At 74.9% G+C, this 18,863-nt stretch carries 19 protein-coding genes; 15 read left to right on the top strand and 4 right to left on the bottom strand.

The window, feature by feature from the left end; translation table 11 throughout:
- Window positions 1-145: 145 nt before the first annotated feature.
- Entirely contained in the window at window positions 146-655 is a 510-nt protein-coding gene (locus BMX65_RS14710; RefSeq protein ID WP_075000728.1) for an anthrone oxygenase family protein, read from the top strand.
- Window positions 656-755: 100 nt separating this feature from the next.
- On the opposite strand, the gene BMX65_RS14705 is transcribed toward BMX65_RS14710, so the two are convergent.
- Entirely contained in the window at window positions 756-2,405 is a 1,650-nt protein-coding gene (locus BMX65_RS14705) for an SGNH/GDSL hydrolase family protein (RefSeq protein WP_075000727.1), read from the bottom strand.
- A gap of 563 nt (window positions 2,406-2,968) precedes the next feature.
- On the opposite strand from BMX65_RS14705, the gene BMX65_RS14700 reads away from it, so the two are divergent.
- The 12 genes from BMX65_RS14700 to BMX65_RS14645 all read left to right on the top strand — a co-directional run bounded on the left by BMX65_RS14700 (window position 2,969) and on the right by BMX65_RS14645 (window position 14,953).
- Window positions 2,969-3,418, top strand: coding sequence for an SRPBCC family protein (locus BMX65_RS14700; RefSeq protein WP_075000726.1), 450 nt, complete (start codon window positions 2,969-2,971; stop codon window positions 3,416-3,418).
- Between the two features lie 255 nt (window positions 3,419-3,673).
- Entirely contained in the window at window positions 3,674-4,363 is a 690-nt protein-coding gene (locus BMX65_RS14695) for a response regulator transcription factor (protein ID WP_239502169.1), read from the top strand.
- Window positions 4,364-4,627: 264 nt separating this feature from the next.
- On the top strand, window positions 4,628-5,845 hold the full coding sequence (locus tag BMX65_RS14690) for a glycosyltransferase family 2 protein (RefSeq protein ID WP_075000724.1): 1,218 nt from the start codon (window positions 4,628-4,630) through the stop codon (window positions 5,843-5,845).
- A 35-nt stretch (window positions 5,846-5,880) separates the two neighbouring features.
- On the top strand, window positions 5,881-7,035 hold the full coding sequence (locus BMX65_RS14685; protein ID WP_075000723.1) for a class II D-tagatose-bisphosphate aldolase non-catalytic subunit: 1,155 nt from the start codon (window positions 5,881-5,883) through the stop codon (window positions 7,033-7,035).
- Window positions 7,032-7,958 carry a transglutaminase-like domain-containing protein gene (locus BMX65_RS14680; protein WP_075000722.1) on the top strand — a complete coding sequence of 309 codons (927 nt, stop codon included), beginning with the start codon at window positions 7,032-7,034 and terminating at the stop codon, window positions 7,956-7,958. The genes BMX65_RS14685 and BMX65_RS14680 overlap by 4 nt, the downstream gene beginning before the upstream one ends.
- 72 nt (window positions 7,959-8,030) lie before the next feature.
- Window positions 8,031-8,609, top strand: a complete 579-nt coding sequence (locus tag BMX65_RS14675) for a cupin domain-containing protein (protein ID WP_075000721.1) — start codon at window positions 8,031-8,033, stop codon at window positions 8,607-8,609.
- The gene (locus BMX65_RS14670; RefSeq protein WP_079171895.1) at window positions 8,609-9,781 is read left to right on the top strand and encodes a DegT/DnrJ/EryC1/StrS family aminotransferase; all 1,173 of its coding nucleotides are present in this window, start codon (window positions 8,609-8,611) and stop codon (window positions 9,779-9,781) included. The genes BMX65_RS14675 and BMX65_RS14670 overlap by 1 nt, the downstream gene beginning before the upstream one ends.
- Window positions 9,782-9,814: 33 nt before the next feature.
- Entirely contained in the window at window positions 9,815-11,062 is a 1,248-nt protein-coding gene (locus tag BMX65_RS14665; RefSeq protein WP_075000720.1) for a GNAT family N-acetyltransferase, read from the top strand.
- Between the two features lie 37 nt (window positions 11,063-11,099).
- Window positions 11,100-11,804, top strand: a complete 705-nt coding sequence (locus BMX65_RS14660) for a TIGR04282 family arsenosugar biosynthesis glycosyltransferase (protein WP_075000719.1) — start codon at window positions 11,100-11,102, stop codon at window positions 11,802-11,804.
- Window positions 11,801-12,508: a methyltransferase domain-containing protein gene (locus tag BMX65_RS14655; RefSeq protein WP_075000718.1), complete on the top strand. Its 708-nt coding sequence runs from the start codon at window positions 11,801-11,803 to the stop codon at window positions 12,506-12,508. The genes BMX65_RS14660 and BMX65_RS14655 overlap by 4 nt, the downstream gene beginning before the upstream one ends.
- 44 nt (window positions 12,509-12,552) lie before the next feature.
- Window positions 12,553-13,818 carry a glycoside hydrolase 5 family protein gene (locus BMX65_RS14650; RefSeq protein ID WP_075000717.1) on the top strand — a complete coding sequence of 422 codons (1,266 nt, stop codon included), beginning with the start codon at window positions 12,553-12,555 and terminating at the stop codon, window positions 13,816-13,818.
- A gap of 58 nt (window positions 13,819-13,876) precedes the next feature.
- The gene (locus BMX65_RS14645) at window positions 13,877-14,953 is read left to right on the top strand and encodes a zinc-dependent alcohol dehydrogenase (protein ID WP_239502170.1); all 1,077 of its coding nucleotides are present in this window, start codon (window positions 13,877-13,879) and stop codon (window positions 14,951-14,953) included.
- On the opposite strand, the gene BMX65_RS33950 is transcribed toward BMX65_RS14645, so the two are convergent.
- From BMX65_RS33950 to BMX65_RS14635, 3 genes are all read right to left on the bottom strand, one after another.
- Complete coding sequence (locus tag BMX65_RS33950; RefSeq protein ID WP_019357684.1) at window positions 14,942-15,061, bottom strand: LPFR motif small protein; 120 nt, start codon at window positions 15,059-15,061, stop codon at window positions 14,942-14,944. The genes BMX65_RS14645 and BMX65_RS33950 overlap by 12 nt on opposite strands.
- 72 nt (window positions 15,062-15,133) lie before the next feature.
- Window positions 15,134-15,649, bottom strand: coding sequence for a methylated-DNA--[protein]-cysteine S-methyltransferase (locus BMX65_RS14640; protein ID WP_075000715.1), 516 nt, complete (start codon window positions 15,647-15,649; stop codon window positions 15,134-15,136).
- Window positions 15,650-15,735: 86 nt separating this feature from the next.
- The gene (locus tag BMX65_RS14635) at window positions 15,736-17,202 is read right to left on the bottom strand and encodes an FGGY-family carbohydrate kinase (RefSeq protein ID WP_075000714.1); all 1,467 of its coding nucleotides are present in this window, start codon (window positions 17,200-17,202) and stop codon (window positions 15,736-15,738) included.
- A 167-nt stretch (window positions 17,203-17,369) separates the two neighbouring features.
- Between BMX65_RS14635 and BMX65_RS14630 the strand changes: the two genes are divergently transcribed.
- Both BMX65_RS14630 and BMX65_RS14625 read left to right on the top strand, forming a co-directional pair.
- A complete protein-coding gene (locus BMX65_RS14630; protein ID WP_075000713.1) occupies window positions 17,370-18,065 on the top strand; it encodes a histidine phosphatase family protein in 696 nt (231 codons plus the stop codon).
- Window positions 18,062-18,862, top strand: a complete 801-nt coding sequence (locus BMX65_RS14625) for a DeoR/GlpR family DNA-binding transcription regulator (RefSeq protein WP_075000712.1) — start codon at window positions 18,062-18,064, stop codon at window positions 18,860-18,862. Before BMX65_RS14630 ends, BMX65_RS14625 begins: the two co-directional genes overlap by 4 nt.
- Window position 18,863 lies beyond the last annotated feature (1 nt).

Genomic DNA, 18,863 nt, shown 5'->3' with positions numbered 1-18,863 from the left:
GCGTGGCGGGTGCGACGTCCGCACATCCCCCTGAGCGCTCCGGCCATGGGACACCGGCCGCCGCCCCGGTTGACTGGTCGCACGGCCCGCTCGAACGGCGCGGGCCCCGCGGAGAGCCGCCCGGAGCGGCCGAGAGGGGACAGACGTGCGTGCACTGCAAGGAGTTTCACTGCTGGGGGCCGTGCTGCTCACCGGCCTGAGCGCGGGCCTCTATTACGGCTTCGCGGTGGCGGTCTCACCGGGCCTGCGGCGGGCCGGGGACCGGACCTTCGTGGAGGGCATGCAGCGCATCAACACCGCCATCCTCAACGGCTGGTTCCTGCTGCTGTTCGCCGGTTCGCTGCTGCTGATCGCCGCCGCCGGGGCGCTGCACCTGTGGGGTGGCGGCAGCAGGGCCGCGGTGCCCTGGATCGCGGCGGCAGGTGTGCTCTACGTGGCGGTCCTGGTGATCACCATGGCGTTCAACGTGCCGCTCAACGACGCGCTCGACGCCGGTGGCCTCCCGGACGGCGCCGAGCGGCTGGCCGCGCTGCGCGAGCGCTTCGAGGACGGATGGCACCGGTGGAACGTCGTCCGCACGGTCTGCAACACCGCCGCCTTCGGGTGCCTGGCCTGGGCGTTGGTGCGCTACGGGAGCGGGGCCTCACCGAAGTGAACCGAGGCGATGATCCTACGTACCCCTTACCCGATAGACGCATTTACGGAACCGTAAGCCGCCTGGGAACCGTAGCCGCCCGTGCGATGTTCCTGCCGTCCTATTTTCCTCCGCGGCCGACTCGCAGGGCCCGGACCAGCACGTCCAGTGCCTCGTCGGCCCAGCCGATGGCGTGCAGGCCCGAGGTGACGTTGGCGGGCGGGCGGTTGATGAGGGTGTCGTGGCGCACCAGCCGGGTGAAGTCGACCCGCACCGGGTCCGTGCGCGGCTGCCCGCCGTACGGGGTGCGGAACTCCACGCCCGCCTGCCGCATCACGTCGATCAGCTCCTGGGCCAGGATCCCGTAGGCGACCGTCGTCGGATGGACGCCGTCCAGCGAGAACAGCCCCCCGTCGCTGCGCCGGTCGCCGTCGCTCAGCAGGAACCGCGAGTTGGGCACCGGATCGAGCGCGCGCAGCTCGCGCGGCAGCGGATACGGCGTCCACCAGCCGGGCCGCGCCGCTTCGTCCTCGAAGTAGCGGCGGCAGGCCAGCCGGTCCAGCAGCCCGGCCGCGTCCAGCAGGTACCAGTCCCGCCCGGCCCGCCGCGCCGCGCGCACGGTCTCCGCCATCGCGTCGTTGTACTGGTCGATCGCCGCGTCCACGGCGGCGGCCTGCTCCCCGGTCAGATGCGGGTCGCGGTCGGCGTCGAAGGCGCCGTCGTCGATCCAGGGCCGGGTGTAGTACGGGAAGTAGCGCGAGCCGGGCTCCAGCTTCCCGTGCACGCCGCGGGCGACGGGGGCGATGGTGACGTGCGGAACGGTGCACCAGATCACGTGCCGCGCCCGGATCCGGCCCACCTCGTGCGCCAGTTGCTGCAGCTCGGCCGCGAAGTGCTCGGGCCGCCAGACAGTGAACCGCTTCTTCTCCTCCAGGTCGTCGTAGCCCTCCTCGCTCCATGCCACCTTGAGCTCGATGACGGAGGAGAGCGCGTTGTTGGCGCCGAGGAAGACGATCAGCGTCTCGATGCCGTGCTCCGGATCCAGCTCCCGCTCCTCCGCACCCGCGGCCCCCCGCGGGGCGGTACCGGTCTGCTCGCCCAGCGCCGCCGCCGCACTCACCTGGGTGTGCGCCCCGGCGCCAGGGGGCCGGGTGGGGAGGGTGCGCAGCGCCGCGCGCTCGCCCGGATTGCCGACCACCTGGCGCACCAGGTCGTCTCTCGGAGTCTCGATCATCCTGCTGCACACGTCGGCCGACTTGTCCAGCGCGTCGCGCAGATCCCAGCCGAACACGGCCAGGTTGTGGTTGATGGCGGTGCCCGCCGCCGGGGCGCACCCCCCGCCGCGTTCCCAGTAGTCCTCCACCTCGTCCATGAAGCGGCGGGCCCGGAAGAGCACCGCGGGCGTGTCCCACCAGTCGACGGCCGGACCGCAGTGGTCCTCCAGGTCGCGCAGCAGCATCTCGAGGTTGAGCGGGAGTCCTCCCCGGCCCTCGAAGGAGGGATGGCGGAACTGCTCCGCCCAGCCGAGCTCGTGCGCGATGATCGCCGGGTAGGAGAGATCGGTCCGGAAGACGGCGCAGCTCTGGAAGCCCTGGGTGAGCGAGTCCCCGACGGTCACCAGCCGGTTGCGGGGCTCCCCGCGCCAGGAGGTGGCGACGGGGATGCCCAGGGTCGGATCGGTGTAGGGAGCCCCGGGCTCCGCGCGCCCGGGCGCGGGTGCGGAAGCGGCGGTGGCGGGGTCCGGTGCGGATACGGGTTCCGGTGCGGTCATGTCACACCCCTTGCCTGCCTGCCTGTCGGCGCCGCCCGGTACGGCAGCCGATCGACCGAGCCGGGTCGGCGACTCGCCGAGGAGTGCCCGGCCTGCACAGGCGTGGTACCCGCGGGGCCTGCCGGGCAATCGTGCGCAGGGTACACCGCGTCGCGATCCGACTCCGGAGCGTGTGCACGCTGCGGGCGAGCAGGGGTCCTTCGGCGCCGACGGCGCCGATCGCGGATCGTGCCTCGCCCCGCCGGGTGCTCCGCGCAGTCCCGGTCAGGACCGGCGACGTCTCTCCGGCCGGGCCGCCGGGCCCGCCGGGCCGCCGGGCCGACGTGTGGGCCACGTCATACCGGCTGCTGTCCCGCCGGTGCGTCGCATCCGGTCTGAGCTGCGGAGCCCTCCGCGCGTGCCCGCCCCGGTGCGGCAGGAGGGCCCGCGAGGTGTGACCGCAAGGTTCCGCCGTCGAGCAGATCCGTCCGGGACAGCAGACCCGTCCGGGACAGCAGACCCGTCCGGGACAGCAGACCCGTCCGGGGCCCGGACGAGCACCAGCCTGAGGAGAGGGGTCGTCTGTGCAGACCGTGACGGTGCGCCGTGTGATCGCGGCGCCGATTGCCGAGGTGTTCGACTGGTGCGCCACCAGCGCGCACTACAGCGCTTCCCGCTACGTCCTGCGAGCCCGCCTGGCCCGGCCGGGCGCGGGCGCGCCGTACGGGGTGGGTGCCGTTCGGCTGCACACCTGGCTGATCGGCTGGTACCGCGAACGGATCACCGCCTACCACCGGCCGCACGGTTTCGACTATGCCGTCGACCGCTGTGTCCCGCCCGCCCGGCACGGGCTGGGCCGGATGGCGTTCGAGGAGCGGGCGGACGGCACACTCGTCACCTGGACGACCACCTTCCAGGCGCGGCTGCCCTTCGGCGCGACCCTCTCCCGGGTCGCCGCCCCTGCCGTCGCTCGCGTCTTCACCGGCATCCTCGACCGGGCCGATGCCGCGCTCGCCCCGGGCAGGCGCCCCTGACCGCGGCCCCTCCGTCCGGGACAAGAGTCAACTGCCGTACAGGGGAACGGGGTTGTGTGTCGTGCGCTGCCATGTGTCGCGTCCGGTCGGGTACCGCGGCGCGGCGGACCACATGCGTCACAAAGGCGTGGTCGTACACCAGCAGACGCTCCGTCAACTCGCTTCCCTGGGGCGGGACTCTGCGGGATCATCGCTCGCGGCAGTCAGGACCGGACCACCTCCGCCACCCGGAAGTGGCCCCTGCGCGGGGATTGGGTGAACGCATTGACCGAGATCCAGGAAAAGCCGGACAGCAGCGAGCGCACCGCGGCCCGGCTCGCGGTCGCCGTCCACGTCGAGGCCGAACTCCTCCGGCTCGGCCTGCGCGCCATGCTGCCCGGCCTGGCGCCCGTGGGGCACGCCGAGGAGTTCACCCACCCCGCCGCACTGGAGCAGGCCCTGGCCGGCAACAGGTTCCACGTGCTCATCCTCTCCAGTTCCACCCACGCCTCCGCCTCCCTCGGGCGCCTGCGCCACACCCATCCGGGAGTGCGCACCCTGCTCCTCCTCGACCCGGCGGACGCCGCATCGGACTCGGCGCTCGCCCGGCTGCCCGCCGACGGCTATCTGCTGCGCGAGGAGCTGACCGCGGCGGCCCTGGAGCGGGCGCTCGCGCAGTTGGCGGCCGACGAGATGCCGATGCCGCTCCGACTGGGGCGGCAACTGATCAGCCAGGCAGGGGAGTCGGCCCACCTGCTGCCCGCCCGCAGGGTGCGGCTGACCGCGCGCGAGTACGACGTGCTCACACACCTGGTGGCCGGGCTGAGCAACAAGCAGATCGCCCGCCGCCTGCGGATCTCCGAGCACGGCGTCAAGCGGCTGGTGAGCAGCGTGCTGCTCAAGCTCGGTGCCGCCAACCGGACAGCGGCCGTCGTCACGGCGATCAAACTCGGTCTGATCGACTGAACACCGGGCTCGACGGGAACGCCGCGGGCCGCCGCCCCGCTCTGCCCCGGGTGGCGCAGGGCGCCTTCCGGCCCTGCCCGGGCGGCCGTTCCGCGGTTCCCTGACCACCGGGGCTACCCGATCGGCTACCCCCGTTCGCCCGCCCCGGTCCGGGTGCCCGTCCGGGGCTGTCGGCGGGTGCGCGGCGGACCGCAGGATGAGCGCAGCGGCTCAACCGGCCCCCGGTCGTGGCCGTCCACCCCCGCTTGCCGAGAGGACCGCCAGATGAGCTGGAGGCATCAGGACCCCGCCGTCCTCGCGGATGCCGCCGTCAGCAGTGTCGCCCTCACCGCCGACCCGTCCGCGCAGTCGGCCGCCCCCGGCTTCTGGCACTGGTCCAGGGACGCGCACCGCGCGGTCGCCGACGCCGTGCTCGCCCTCCCGGACGCGCGCGTCCACGCCCTGGCCGAAACGGTCGTCGCCGACCCCGCGGACAGCGCCGCGTGCCGCGCACTGACGGCGCTGCTGACCGACAGGCTCGCCGGCGACCCCGCGGAGCCCGGCATCGCGCACCTGGCAGCCGCCGCCTGGGACGCCGAGACCCGCTCCCGGCTGCGGATGCAGACCGGCACCGAGCGGCCAGCCGGACTCGGCGCCCCCGGCGCCGCCGAGATCCTGCGTACCGCGCGGCCCGCCGCCGGGCCCACCGGCGCGGTGGACGCGGCGCTGGTCATCCCCTTCCGGGAGCGGGGCGAGGAAGGGGAGCGCACCCGCAACCTGGCGGCCGTACTGCACGCGCTCAACGACCAGAGCCATCCGCGCGACCGCTACCGCGTGGTCGTCGTGGAGGCGGATTCCCGGCCGCGCTGGGAGCACCTGTACGGCACCTACTGCGACACCTATCTGTTCGCGGAGAACGCCGGACCCTTCAACTACTCCTGGACGATCAACGCGGGCGTGGTGCACGGGGCCCGGCCCGCGGAGCTGATCTGCGTGCTCGAGGCCGACATCCTCGTCGACCGCGGCTTCGTGGCGCGGGCCGTCGAACGGTTCCGCACCCCGGGCACCCAGGCGCACTGGCCGTTCGAGGACATGCTGTACCTGGACGCCGCCTCCAGCCACCAGGCCGTCGGCGAACGCTGCCTGGAGGGAGCCGCAGCCGTGCGCCGGGACGCGCTGCGCGGCGTCTTCCTGCGCCGCACCCCGGGCGCCTGCGTCTGGCTCCGGGAGAGCCTCTTCTCCCGGATCGGCGGCTACGACGAGCGGTTCACCGCCGGATGGGGCGGCGCCGACAACGACTTCACCTGGCGGGCCGACTTGCACGGCGGCCTCGACCGGTACCGCGACGACCACCTGGTGCACCTGCACCACGCGCGCGCCGCCGACTGGTTCGACGCCGAGGGCACGGGACCCGGCGCCTACGAGACCTTCCCCTGGTGCACCTGGCCGCCGGACTCCGACATCGGCGACCTGGCGAAGTTCTCCACCCACCGGTCGCGCTGAGCGCAGCCACCCTCGACAGTCAGGGGACGACACCCATGGAACCAGTGGTCGGCATCGGCCCGGTCTCACGCTGCACCGTCGACGCGGCCCTCACCGTCGCCCGGCGCACCCGCACCCCGCTCATGCTCATCCCCAGCCGCCGCCAGGTGGACGCGGCCGAGTTCGGCGGCGGCTATCTGGGCTGGACCACCGCGGAGTTCGCCGCCCACGTCCGAGAGCGCGACCCGGACGGGTTGCTGCTCCTGTGCCGGGACCACGGCGGCCCCTGGATGCACACCGCCGAGGCCGGCATCGCCGAGCCCGCCGAGGCCCTGGACTCCTGCGTGCGCTCCTTCGCCGCCGACCTGGACGCCGGGTTCGGACTGCTGCACATCGACACCTCCGAGGGCCGCCCCGGCACCGGACCCGTCCCGGCGGCGACCGCCGCCGCGCGGCTCGTCGAGCTGTACGCGCGCTGCCACGCCGAGGCCGCCGCACGCGGCGCCGACATCGCCTACGAGATCGGATTCGAACCGCAGGACGTGTCCACCAACGATCCGGACGAGTTCAAAGCGGCCCTCCGGCTCGTCCTGGAGGGCATCGAGGCGGCCGGTGCGCCGCGCCCCCGCTACGTCGTCGCGCAGACCGGGACCAAGGTCGCCGAACTGCGCAACGTGGGCCGCTTCCACGATCCGGCGGCCCGCGAGGAGACGCTGCGCCAGGTCTCCACCCTGGCCGCCACCTGCCACCAGGAAGGCGTCCGCCTCAAGGCGCACAACTGCGACTACCTCACCGCGGAGGAGACGGCACTGCTGCTGCGCACCGGGGTGGACGCCTTCAACGTCGCACCGGAGTACGGCGTCGCCGAGACCCGCGCCCTGCTGCGCGTGCTGGACGAGATGGCGCTGCCCCGAGCCAGGGAGGACTTCCTGCGGCTCGCCCACGACAGCGGCAAGTGGCGCAAGTGGATGCTGGATTCCACCACCGCCACCGACGTCGAGCGCGCTGTCGTCGCGGGCCACTACGTCTTCGGCAGCGACGAGGGACGGCGCATCCGTGCCGAGGCCGCGCACGCCCTCGCCTCGCGCGGCAGGGCGCCGCTGGAGACGGTGCTCCGGGAGGCGGTGGCCGAACGGATCGAGTCCGCGCTGCGCGCGGTGGAGCGGGCGGGCCGGCCGTCGGCCGCGCGTACCGGCGGGGCCGGGCTGTGAGCGCCGCCGTGACCGACGTGTACGCGCCCGGCACGCTCCAGGAGGCCGTCGACCGGGTCCTGCGGGTCCCGGACCGGCACCGCACCTTCACCAAGGACGCCGCCTTCGCGCAGGAGACCTGGGCCATCGGTCCCGCACTGCTCGAAGCGCTGCTCGACCACGGCCTGCCGCACCGCGGCCCGGCGGAGCGGCGCCGCTTCGAGCGCACCGACCTGCACAACGTCAGCACCTGGCTGAACCTGCCCTCGCCCTACTTCCGGGCCCTGGCCCGCAAGGCGCGGGCGCTGGACGCGGCGGCTCGCACGGGGGAGCCGCACCGCCACGAGCTGGAGCTGCGAGCCGACTGCGCCGAGCCGGGCCACGCCGGGGAGTGCGCGTTCGTCCCCGTACCCGGGGCGGCCGACCACAGCGAGCCGGGCAGCCTGCGCGAGACCTCGGCCGGTGCCTTCGCCGTGCGGGCCCGACTGCCCTCCGACAGCAGGGTGTTCGACGAGGACCGCTCGGATCTGCTCTCCCTGGTCGCCGACTGGGAGCTGTACGTCCTGCCGGACGGGGTCATCGAGGACGAGGGCTTCGCCCGGGAGACCCGGCTGGCCAACTGCCTCATCCCCACCCGGCTGCTGCTGCGGGAGGCCGAGCGGCGCGGGATCCGGGCCCGGCACGGTGCCGGACTGCTGGTCGCGCCGCCCTTCGGCACGCTGCACCACTGGGTGGAGTTCGCGCTGGACGGCGCCTGGGTCCCGGCCGACCCCGTGCTGCTGACGGCGTTCTCGCGCTGGGGGATGACCGATCCCGCGCACTGGCCCTACAACCGCTCGGTGGCCGGCATCGTCTGGCACCTGCTGACCTGGCCTCCCGAGGTGTTCTTCCCCGTCGTGCGGGACCGCGGGCTGCAGGCGCCGCTGCACGTCTCCGTCCGCTGACCCGTCCGCCGTACGTACTCGCGCCCGCATCCGCCGACCGACCGCCGCGCCCCTCTCCCGGAAGGACCGCACATGGCCAGCCCCGCCACCGGAGCACCCTTCACCTCCATCAGCGAGCCCGAGGACGACAGCGGGGCGCACGAGGCACGCCCGTCCCGCGAGGTCGTCCCCGGCGTACGGGTCATCGAGTTCGCCGACACCAAGAAGGTCGTCAAGCTGTGGGGCCAGGAGCGCTGGCTGCACGAGGAGGAGCCGGACGGTCCGTACGGGTTCAAGTTCATCCGCATCAAGGCGGGCCACCGCACCTCCCTGCAGTACCACGAGCACAAGCGGGAGAGCTACTTCATCCTGGAGGGCGAGGCGGTGATGCACTACCGCGCGACGCGGGACGGCGAGAATCTGCGGCTGCCCATGCCCGCCGGGACTCTGGCGCACGTCGACCCCGGAGCGGTGCACCGGGTCGAAGGCGTCACCGACATCGTGCTGGTGGAGGTCTCCACCTACGACGACGGTTCGGACAACGTCCGTCTGGAGGACGACTACGGGCGCGGCGACGGCCGCATCGCTGACGAGCACGACGAGCACGACGAGCACGACGAGCACGGCGGGCACGGCGGGCACGACGCGCACGACGCGCACGGCGGGCGCTGATGGGCGGCTCCACCGGCCCCGCCGTGCCCACTGTGCCCACCGTTCCCAAGTATCGCTACCCCGCGCAGTTCGGAGGCGGGGAGGAAGAGCTGCTGGCCCGGATCGGGGATCTGCTGCTGCGCGGCGGCTACGTACTGGGCGAGGAGGTGGCCGAGTTCGAGCAGCGGCTGGCCGGATATCTGGGCAGCGCACACACCGTGGGGGTCAACTCCGGTACCGACGCGCTGATCCTCGCCCTCGACGCGCTCGGCGTCGGTCCCGGGGACGAGGTGGTCACCGTCGCCAACTCCTTCCACGCCACCGCGCAGGCCATCGCCCGGCGCGGGGCCACCCCCGTGTACGTGGACTGCCGCGAGGACGACTTCCTGATGGACCTCGACCGGCTTCCCGGGGCGTTCACGGAGCGCACCCGCGCCGTCATCCTCGTCCACATGTTCGGCAAGGCGGCGGACGTGCCGCGTGCCCGGCGGCTCGCCCGCGACGCCGGGGTACTCCTGGTCGAGGACTGCGCCCAGGCCATCGGCGCCCGCAGCCACGGAGTACGGGTCGGCACCGCCTCGGCCGCCGGCTGCTGGAGCTTCGCGCCCTCCAAGAACCTGGCCGCGGCCGGCGACGCCGGGGCCGTCAGCGTCCAGGACGACGAGCTGGCCGAACGCCTGCGGCTGCTGCGGCACTTCGGGCAGCCGCAGCAGAACCGGCACGAGATCCTGGGCTACAACTCCCGCCTCGACACCCTGCAGGCCCTCGTCCTGCTGCACAAGCTCGACCGGCTCGACGCCTGGAACGCCCGCCGGGCCGAGGTGGCCGCCACCTACCGGCGCCGACTGGCCGGCCTCCCGCTGCGCTTCCAGGAGCCCGGCGAGGACGGCGAGCACGTCTACCACCTCTTCCAGGTCCGCACCCGGACCGAGGACGAGCGCGACGGCCTGCTCGCGCACCTGACAGCCTCGGGCGTGGACGCCGTCGTCCGCTACCCCACACCCCTTCCGCACCAGCCGGCCCTGGCCGGGCCCGCAGCGCGGCGCCACCCCTGCCCGGTCGCGGAGGAACTCTCCCGGCAGACCCTCTGCCTGCCCGTCCGGCCCGACCTGGACGCCCGGGAAATCGGCCAGGTGTGCGACGCGGTCGCCGGCTACTTCGCCTCCCGGACGAGCAGCGGATCCGTCGGGTGACCCGGACACCCGGATGAGGAAGGTGCCGCACTGATGGAGACCCGCGTCCGCACGGCCGCCGACGACAGCGAGTTCGAGGGCTACCTGGCCCACACCCGGCACGCCTTCGGCAAGGTCCCCTACGACCACGCGACGCTGCGCGCGCACGGCGTCACCGCGGTGGCCGTCCGCGGGTCCCACGTGCTGGGCGGCGGTCTCTTCCTCCCCTTCGACCAGCACTTCGGCGGCCGTCCGGTGCCCTCCGGAGGAGTGGCGTGGCTGGCCGTCGCCCCCTGGGAACGCGGCGCCGGACTGGCCCGCCGCCTCACCGGGGAGGGCACCGGCCGCCTGCGCGAGGAGCACGGCGCCGTGCTGGCCTGCGCCTGGACCCCGGCACCCGGCCTATACCGCCGCTGGGGCTGGGCGGCGGTCGCCGTCGCCTCCAGCCATGTCCTCCACCCCGCCGAGCTGCCCGCCCCGCGGTCCCGCTTCGAGACCGTCCAGCCCGACGAGGCCGCCTGCGCCCGGCTGCGGAACGCACTGGCGCCGGGCTGGAACGGGACACTGCGCCGGCCCGCCTGGTGGCACGGCTGGAAGCAGCGGACCATCTCCGGCGCGCTGACCCTCGGTGTGGTCCGGCGCGGGGGCGCAGGGGACGCCGGGAGCGACGGGGGCGCCGGAGCCGACAGGGCCGACGGGGCCGACAGGGCCGACAGGGCCGACAGGGAGCTGGCCGGATACGCGACCGTCACCGTCGAACCGCACCGCCCCTGGGGCGTCGCCGCGGTCGTCCACGACCTCTGGCATGCCGAACTCGACGCGCTGCCCGCACTGCTGGCGGCCGTCGGCGCCCGCTCGCCGCAGGTCCGCGAGATCCGCTTCCGCCGCGCGGTCCTGCCGAGCCCCAGCCCGCTGCCGTGGGTGCTCGACCGGTACGCGGTGCGCGAGGACGGCTGGTACCCGTGGATGCTGCGGCTGCTCGACGTGCCCGCCGCCCTGCAGGCCCGCGGCTGGGCGACCCGCGTACGCGGCGCCGTCGGCCTGGAGGTCGTCCGGCCCGAGGGCGGGACGCAGCCGTACGCGCTCACCTTCGAGGCGGGGCGGATGCGGGTGCGGCACGGCAGCAGCCCCTCGGCCCGTACCGTGCGGCTGCCCTCGTCCACGCTGGCGGCCTGGTACGCGGGCGGACTCCCGCTGCGGCACGCCGCCCGGCTGGGCACGGCCGCGGGCGCCCAGCGGGACCTGGAGCTGCTGGACGCGCTGGTCGCCGGTCCCGCGCCCTGGCTGCCCGAGAGCTTCTGAGATGACCGCACCCCCGCCCCAGGACCGAGGACGCGTGATGCCGGAGCCCACCACGCTGCTCGTCATCGCCAAGGAGCCGCTGCCGGGCCGGGCCAAGACCCGCCTCGCACCGGCCTTCACCGAGCACGGCGCGGCAGCCCTCGCCGCCGCCGCGCTCACCGACACCCTGCGGGCCGTGCTCGCCGCTCCGGCACGCCGCCGCGTGCTGGTGCTGGACGGCAGCCCGGGCCCCTGGCTGCCGGGGCCGGAGGAGGGCGGCGACCGCATCGAGGTCGTACCGCAGGGCGCCGGCGGGCTGGACGAGCGGCTGGCCGCCGCATTCGCCCGGTGCGACGGTCCGGCGCTGCTCGTCGGCATGGACACCCCGCAACTCACTCCCCGGCTGCTGGCGCCCGCCACCCGCGCGGACGCCTGGCAGCGGTGCGACGCCTGGTTCGGCCCGGCCGCCGACGGCGGCTTCTGGGCGCTCGGCCTGGCCGAGCCCGACCCCGCGCTGCTGCGCGGCGTGCCCATGTCCACCGCCGCCACCGGCGCGGCGCAGCGCGCCCGGCTGCTCGCCGCCGGACTGCGCGTCCAGGACCTGCCGGAACTGCGGGACGTGGACGAGCCCGGCGACGCGGCCGCGGTGGCCGCGCAGGCACCGGCCGGCCTGTTCGCGACCGAACACGCCCGGCTGCTGCGGCTGCCGCGGCCGTCGTCCGCGCGACCGGCGGACCGCGACCCGGGGGCGGCGCGGAGGTGAGCGGAGGCACCCGAGCCGACGCCGGCTCCTGGACCGAGGACCCCTACACCGAGGCGCTGCTGCTGGGCCGCGGCCCGCTGTATCTGCGCGGCCCGGACGGCTGGTCGCACACCCTGGAGGTGGAACGCTGGTGCGCGGCCGCCGACGCCGCCGACCTGACCGTCCTGGACCGCTGCCGGGGCACGGTGCTCGACATCGGCTGCGGGCCGGGCCGCCTGGTGGCCGCCCTGCGCGAGTACGGGCACGCGCCGCTCGGCATCGACCTCAACGCCGCGGCGGTCGAGCGCACCCGGCGGCGCGGCGGACGGGCCCTGCGGCGGTCGGTCTTCGACCCGCTGCCCGCATCCGGCGGCTGGGACACCGCGCTGCTGATCGACGGCAACGTCGGTATCGGCGGCGACCCCGTGCTGCTGCTGCGCCGCATCGCCCAGTTGGTGCGCCCCGGCGGGCTGCTGCTGGTGGAGGTGGCCGGCGAGGACGTGGACGAGCGGTACCAGGTGCGGATGGAGAACGCCCGCGGCGCTGCCGGAACCCCCTTCCCCTGGGCCCGCCTGGGGCCCGCGGCCCTGCACCGCACGGCCCGCGCCGCCGGGTGGACGCCGGAGGACACCTGGTCCAAGGACACCCGCGAGTTCACCGCGCTGCGCCGCGACCGTGCGGAGTGCCCCGTCCCCGGACAGCGGCCGGGCCCGGCATCCGGGTAGCGATCCGGGGACCTGTTCCCCCAGCGCACCAGGAGGCTCGGAGCATGCGCTTCGGTGTCAACTACACGCCCAGCCGTGGATGGTTCCACCACTGGCTGGACTTCGACCTCGACGAGGTCCGCGCCGACCTCGACCCGGTGGCGGCGCTCGGACTCGACCACATCCGGGTCTTCCCGCTCTGGCCGCTCTTCCAGCCCAACCGCACGCTGATCCGCCCCCGCGCCGTCGAACAGCTCGTCGCGCTGGCGGACGCGGCCCGGGAGCGCGGGCTGGGAGTGTCCGTGGACGGGCTGCAAGGCCACCTGTCCAGCTTCGACTTCCTGCCGTCCTGGACGACGACCTGGCACCGCCGCAACCTGTTCACCGACCCGCCGGCCGTGGCGGCCCAGGCGGCCTATCTGCGCACACTCGCCGAAGCGCTCAGCGACCGGCCGAACTTCCTCGGCATGACCCTGGGCAACGAGGTCAACCAGTTCGCGGACACTCCGCACCCCGCACCGCACCGGGCGACGGCGGCGCAGGTGGAGGCATGGCTGCGGCGCCTGCTGGCCGCGTGCGAGGAGGGCGCACCGGGCCGCACCCACCTGCACGCGGGCGACGACGCCACCTGGTATCTGCCCGGACACCCCTTCACCCCCGGCCACGCCGCCGGGCTGGGCGCCATGACGGCGGTGCACTCCTGGGTGTTCAACGGCACCGCGCAGCGCCACGGCGCCGCCGGTCCGGCCACCGAGCAGCATGCCGCCTACCTGGTCGAGCTGTCCAAGGCGTGGGCGGCGGACCCGGAGCGGCCCGTGTGGCTGCAGGAGGTGGGCGCACCCGCGCCGCACATACCGGCCTCCCGTGCGGCGGCCTTCACCGCGGCGACCGCCCGCGCCGCACTCGACTGCACCCACCTGTGGGGGCTCACCTGGTGGTGCTCGCACGACGTGGACCGGTCGCTGGCCGACTTCCCGGAACTGGAGTACGACCTGGGACTGTTCACCGCGGGCCGCGCCCCCAAGCCCGCCGCGCACGCCCTGGCCCGGGTCGCGGCCGAGTACCGTGCGGACCCGCACCGGCCGCTTCCGCGTACGACGGCGCTGGTGCTGGAACCGGACGCCGAGGGGCCCGGGCCGCGCCGTACGGCCTGCGCGCCCGGCGGCCGCTTCTTCGAGGCGTGGGCCGCGCTGGCCGCCGAGGGGGTGCGGCCCGCCGTCGTCCTGGCCCGCGACGCCGAGGACCCCGCTCGCCGGGCGGCGCGCGGCATCACCGCGACCGTGCACCCTGGTGAGGTGCCGCTGCCGCGCCGTGCCATGATCCAAGGGTGACCGGAAGCGGCGGACCAGCGGTGCCGCCCGCACCGAGCCCCGCGCGAAAGGACGCCCGTTGAAGGGGAACTGGCCCGGTGGCACGATGCGTGCCGCCCGCATCACCGGCATCGGACAGACCGATCTGGCCACCGTTCCGGTACCGGCACCCGAGCCGGGCACCGTGCTGGTGCGGACGCGGCACGCGGGGATCTGCGGCACGGATCTGGAGATCCTGCACGGCACCTCGGCGTTCCTCCAGGACGGCCGCCTCACCTTCCCGCACGTCTTCGGCCACGAGTGGTACGGCGAGGTGGCCGGCTACGCCGGGGAACCGCCCGCGGACGCCCCCGCGGTCGGCTCGCCCGTGGTGGGGCGCACGATGGTGCCCTGCGGCCGCTGCGCCCGCTGCCACGCCGGACGCGCCCAGATGTGCACCGCGCTGCGGGAGACGGGGCTCTACGGGCTGCAGGGCGGCGCCGCGGAGTACGTCCGGGTGCCCGTGCACGCGCTCACGCCGCTGCCGGCCGGGCTGCCGGGCGCGGCGGGCGCGCTGATCGAGCCCGCGGTCTCGGTGGTCGAGGCGTTCGAGCGGGCGCGGCTGCGGTTCGACGACCGGGTGGCCGTGGTCGGCACCGGCACCATGGGGCTGCTGGCGGTGCAGTTCGCCCACCGGCAGGCCGCCCGGGTGGACGCGGTCGGCATCGACCGGGCGGGCCTGGACCTGGCCCTGCGCTGCGGAGCCGACGCGGCCCACCACGCCGAGGAGGCACCTCAGGAGGAATACTCCCTGGTCGTGGAGGCGTCGGGGGCCGCGGCCGCCTTCACCGGTGCGCTGCGGATGGCCGAGCGGGGCGGCCGGGTCGCGCTGGTGGGGGTGGCCAGGGAGCCGGTCTCCTTCGTCCCCGGCGAACTGTCCCTCAAGGGCGTGGACGTGCTCGGCATCCAGCACGGCATCGCGCACTACGACCGCACGGTGGCGCTCTTCGAGCGGGGCGTCCTGGAGGCGGAACCGCTGGTCGCCGAGGTCCTGCCCGCGGTGTCCGGGGAGTCGGTGAGCGCGGCCTTCGCCCTCCTGGAACAGGGCAGAAGCGGACCGCCGAAGGTCCTGTTGGCCTTCGACGGCCCGCAGCCGCGGGGCGGGTCAGCGCGCTGAGCGGGAGGCTCCCGCGAACAGCCGGGCCAGTGCCCGGAAGGGGAGCGTGACGACAGTGGCGATGGCACCGCCGATCGCCCGCAGTACATCGGCCAGGGCGCGGAACATGGTTGCCTCCACAGGAGCGGTGCTGTCTCGGTCGCGGCACGGGTGGCCGCCGAGCCGGAAAGCAAGTCCCGTTCACCACAATGTCGTCGGGCGGCCTCCTGCCTGAGCCGGGCGGGCGCCCCGCTCGAAGTCGAGAAGATGCCGCTTGCGTTCGATGCCGCCGCCGTACCCGGTCAGGCTCCCGGTGGAGCCGACCACCCGGTGGCAGGGGACGACGATGCTGAGCGGGTTGCGGCCGTTGGCCAGCCCGACGGCGCGTGCGGCACCCGGCCTGCCGATCCGCTCGGCGAGCTGCCCGTAGGAGAGCGTCCGGCCGTAGGGGATGCCGCACAGCGCGTCCCAGACGGTGTGCTGGAAGCCGGTCCCCTCGGCGGCGAAGGACAGCGTGAACTCCGTGCGCTCTCCCGCGAAGTACTCTTCCAACTGCTCCACCGCCCGGCCGAAGGCGCTCGGGTCGCTCGTGCCGAACGTCTCCTGGGCGGGACGGTGCCGCTGCTTGTCCATGTAGACGGCGGACAGGGTGCCGTCGGTGGCGACCAAAGTCAGCGGACCGACGGGGCTGTCGATGACGGTGTGCGTGCGGTGCATGGCGCGTCCCTTCTGCGTTCCCCTCCAGTCTCGCCGCTCGCGCACCGGGGGACCGGCGGAAAAGCGACATCATTCTGGCCGCCGGGTCAGCCCGCCCAGCGGGCCCGTGCCGCCGCCACCCGCTCGCGGTACTCCGCGTAGCCCTGTTCGTACCGGGCCCGGTCCGCCTCTTCCGGCTCCACCAGCCGGTACCCGGCGTGCCACTGCTCCTCGTCGGCGGGGTCGCCCAGCGCGGCACGCGCCACCAGCGCGGCGCCCTTGGCCCCGACCTCCGGCTCGGCCGGCACCCGCACCGGGCGGCCGAGGATCCCGGCGAAGATCCGCATCCAGCCCGGGGAGCGGGTGCCGCCGCCGCAGGCGGCCGGGGTCCGTGACAGGCCCGCCGTCTCGAGGCAGTGCCGTGCCGCGTAGCCGACCGCCTCGCACATGGCCCGCACCAGGTCGGCCCGGCCGTGCGCCAGGGACATGCCCTCGAACGAGGCCCGCGCGGCGGGCGCGACGAACGGCGCCCGCTCGCCCGCCTCGGACAGGAACGGCAGCGCCACCACCCCCCGGGCCCCGGCGGGGCTGCTGTCCAGCAGGGTCTCCAGGTCGCCGGTGGACGCGCCGACCGTGCCCAGGGCCCAGTCGATCCCGGCCGTGCCGACCATCGCGGGCAGTGCGCGCAGCCAGCGGTCCGGCTGCGGGGTGCACAGCCACATCCCGGCCGGTTCCCCGTCCGGGTTCCGCTCCACGCGGTCGGTGAGGACCTGGCAGGCCAGTGTCGTGCCCACCGTCAGCAGGCCGTCGCCCACCTCCCGCACTCCGCTGCCGAGGGCGCAGGCGGGCAGGTCGTAGGGGCCGGAGGTGACCGGCAGCCCGGTGGGCAGGCCCAGCAGTCCGGCTCCCTCGCTGTCGAGGGCCAGCACGGTGTCCGGCGGGGCGGGTGCGGGCAGCAGGGCGGCGGCCTCCTCCAGGCCGCAGGCGGCCAGCGCAGGGCGGGCGTAGGCGCGGGTGGCCGGATCGAGGAAGGGCAGCGTGGCGTCGGAGGCGTCCACCCCGACGGTGCCGGTCAGCCGCTGGGCCACCGCGTCCACGCAGTAGCCGGCGACCGCCGCGCGCTCCAGCGCCTCTGGTTCGTGCTCGCGCAGCCAGGCCAGCAGGGGCGCGTGGCAGCCGGGGAACAGGCCCGAGCCGGTGTGCCGGAAGACGTCTGCCACGGTGCCGTCCCGCTGCCAGCGGTCGACCAGTGGCGCCGCGCGCCCGTCCATCCAGGAGATCATCCGCCGTACGGCCCGGCCCCGCGCGTCGCGCAGCCACAGCCCGTCGCCCTGTCCGGTCAAGGCGAGCGCCGCGGGCGGTCCCGGCAGCGCACTCCCCACGTCCGCGACGACCTCGGCGACGCCGCTCAGCACCTCTTCCAGGTCCTGCTCGACGCGGCCGCCGGGGCCCCGCAGCAGGGTGGAGGGGCGGGTGGCGGCGTGCAGGCGGGTGCCGTCGCGGCCGAAGGCGACGGCTTTGGTGACGGAGGTGCCGATGTCGACACCGATGATCGCCCCAGCGGTTTCGGTCATGGCCGTTCGCCCTTCCGGTTGCGGCAGCTCGCACTACCCTCACATCAAAGTTGTTATATTTATAGCGCTCCACGTGAAGAAGCCCAACGGGTCGGGGTGCCGTCCCGCCCCCCGAAGCCTGCGAAGCCCCTGAAGTCCCTTGAGCCCCTGAAGTCCCTGGAGGACGTATGACTGCCCGGCTCCTGCTCGTCCGGCACGGCCGGACCGTCTGGCACGCCGAGAACCGGTACGCCGGGATCTCCGACATCGCCCTGACCGACGCCGGACGGCAGCAGGCCGAGGAGCTGGCCGGGTGGGCCCTCACCCGCTCCCGGCGGGAGCCGATCGGCGCCGTGGTCAGCTCGCCCCTGGAGCGGGCCCGGCAGACGGCGCAGCCCCCCGCGCGGGCCCTCGGGCTGCGTCCCGCCGTGCACGAGGGGCTGCGCGAGAGCGACTTCGGCTGGGGCGAGGGCCGGACCCTCGCGGAGCTGGGGGCCGACGACCCCGCGCGGGTGCGCGCCTTCGAGCGGGACGCGGAGAGCGGGGCCTTCCCCGGTTCCGAGCCGCCCGCGGCCGTCGCGTCCCGGGTGTGCGCGGCGCTGCGCGAGGTGGCGGCCGCGCACGACGGGCGCACGGTACTGGTGGTCGCGCACAACACCGCCTTCCGGATCGCCCTGTGCGCACTGCTGGGCATCCCGGTCGGGCGCTACCGGCAGGTGCTGCCGAGGCTGGAGAACGCGGCCGTCACCGAACTCGACGTGGACGGCGAGCGGACGGCGCTGCGCGCGCTGAACGTCCCCACCGGCACAGGTGCGGCAGCAGCGGCGGAGGCCGGGCGGCCGCCGTCCGCGGCGGCCGCCGAGCGGGCGGGGGAGCGGCCGTGAGCGGACCGGGCCGGTCCGGCGGCTCCGCGCGCTCGCAGCAGCGGCGAAGGCAGCGCATCGCCGAGCACGTCGTCCGGCGCGGGACGGTTCCCGTGGGCGAGCTGGCCGAGGCGATGGGCGTCAGTGTGATGACGGTGCACCGCGACCTGGAGGCACTGGCCGCGCGCGGCGTGCTGCGGCGCTTCCGCGGCGGCGTCTCCGCGCTGCCCACCAGCGTCTTCGAGAGCAATCTCGACTACCGGCTCGGTGTCCACGTGGCGGAGAAGGAGGCCGTGGCGCGGGCCGCGGCCGAACTGGTCGAGCCGGGCATGTCGGTGATGCTGGACGACTCCACCTCGGTGCTGGCGCTGGCCGCGCTGGTGCGCGAGCGGACGCCGCTGACCGTGCTGACCAACGCCCGCCGCGTGCTGGAGGTGTTCGCGGGATGCGAGGAGGTGCGGCTCGTCGCACTGGGCGGCGAGTACTCCCGTACGCACGACTCGTTCCTCGGCGTTCCGTGCGTGGAGGCCGTCGAGGCGATGTCGGTGGACCTGGTGCTGGTCAGCACCTCGGCGATGAACGCGCACATGACCTTCCACCAGGAGCAGGACGTGGTGCTGGTCAAGCGCGCCATGCTCGCCTCCGGTGCCCGCACGGCGCTGCTGATGGACCGCTCCAAGGTCGCCCGCACGGCGTTGCACCGGCTGTGCCCGGTCGCCGACTTCGACCACGTCGTCGTGGACGACGGGGTGGCCGGCGGCCTGGTGGCCGAGCTGCGGGAGCACACCGAGGTGCGGGTCGCCGAGGTGAGCGGCTGAG

This window comes from Streptomyces qinglanensis, from assembly GCF_900111245.1.
GTDB lineage: Bacteria > Actinomycetota > Actinomycetes > Streptomycetales > Streptomycetaceae > Streptomyces > Streptomyces qinglanensis.
Note: the sequence above shows the minus strand (reverse complement) of the source record. Positions and strands in the feature narration are given on the sequence as shown.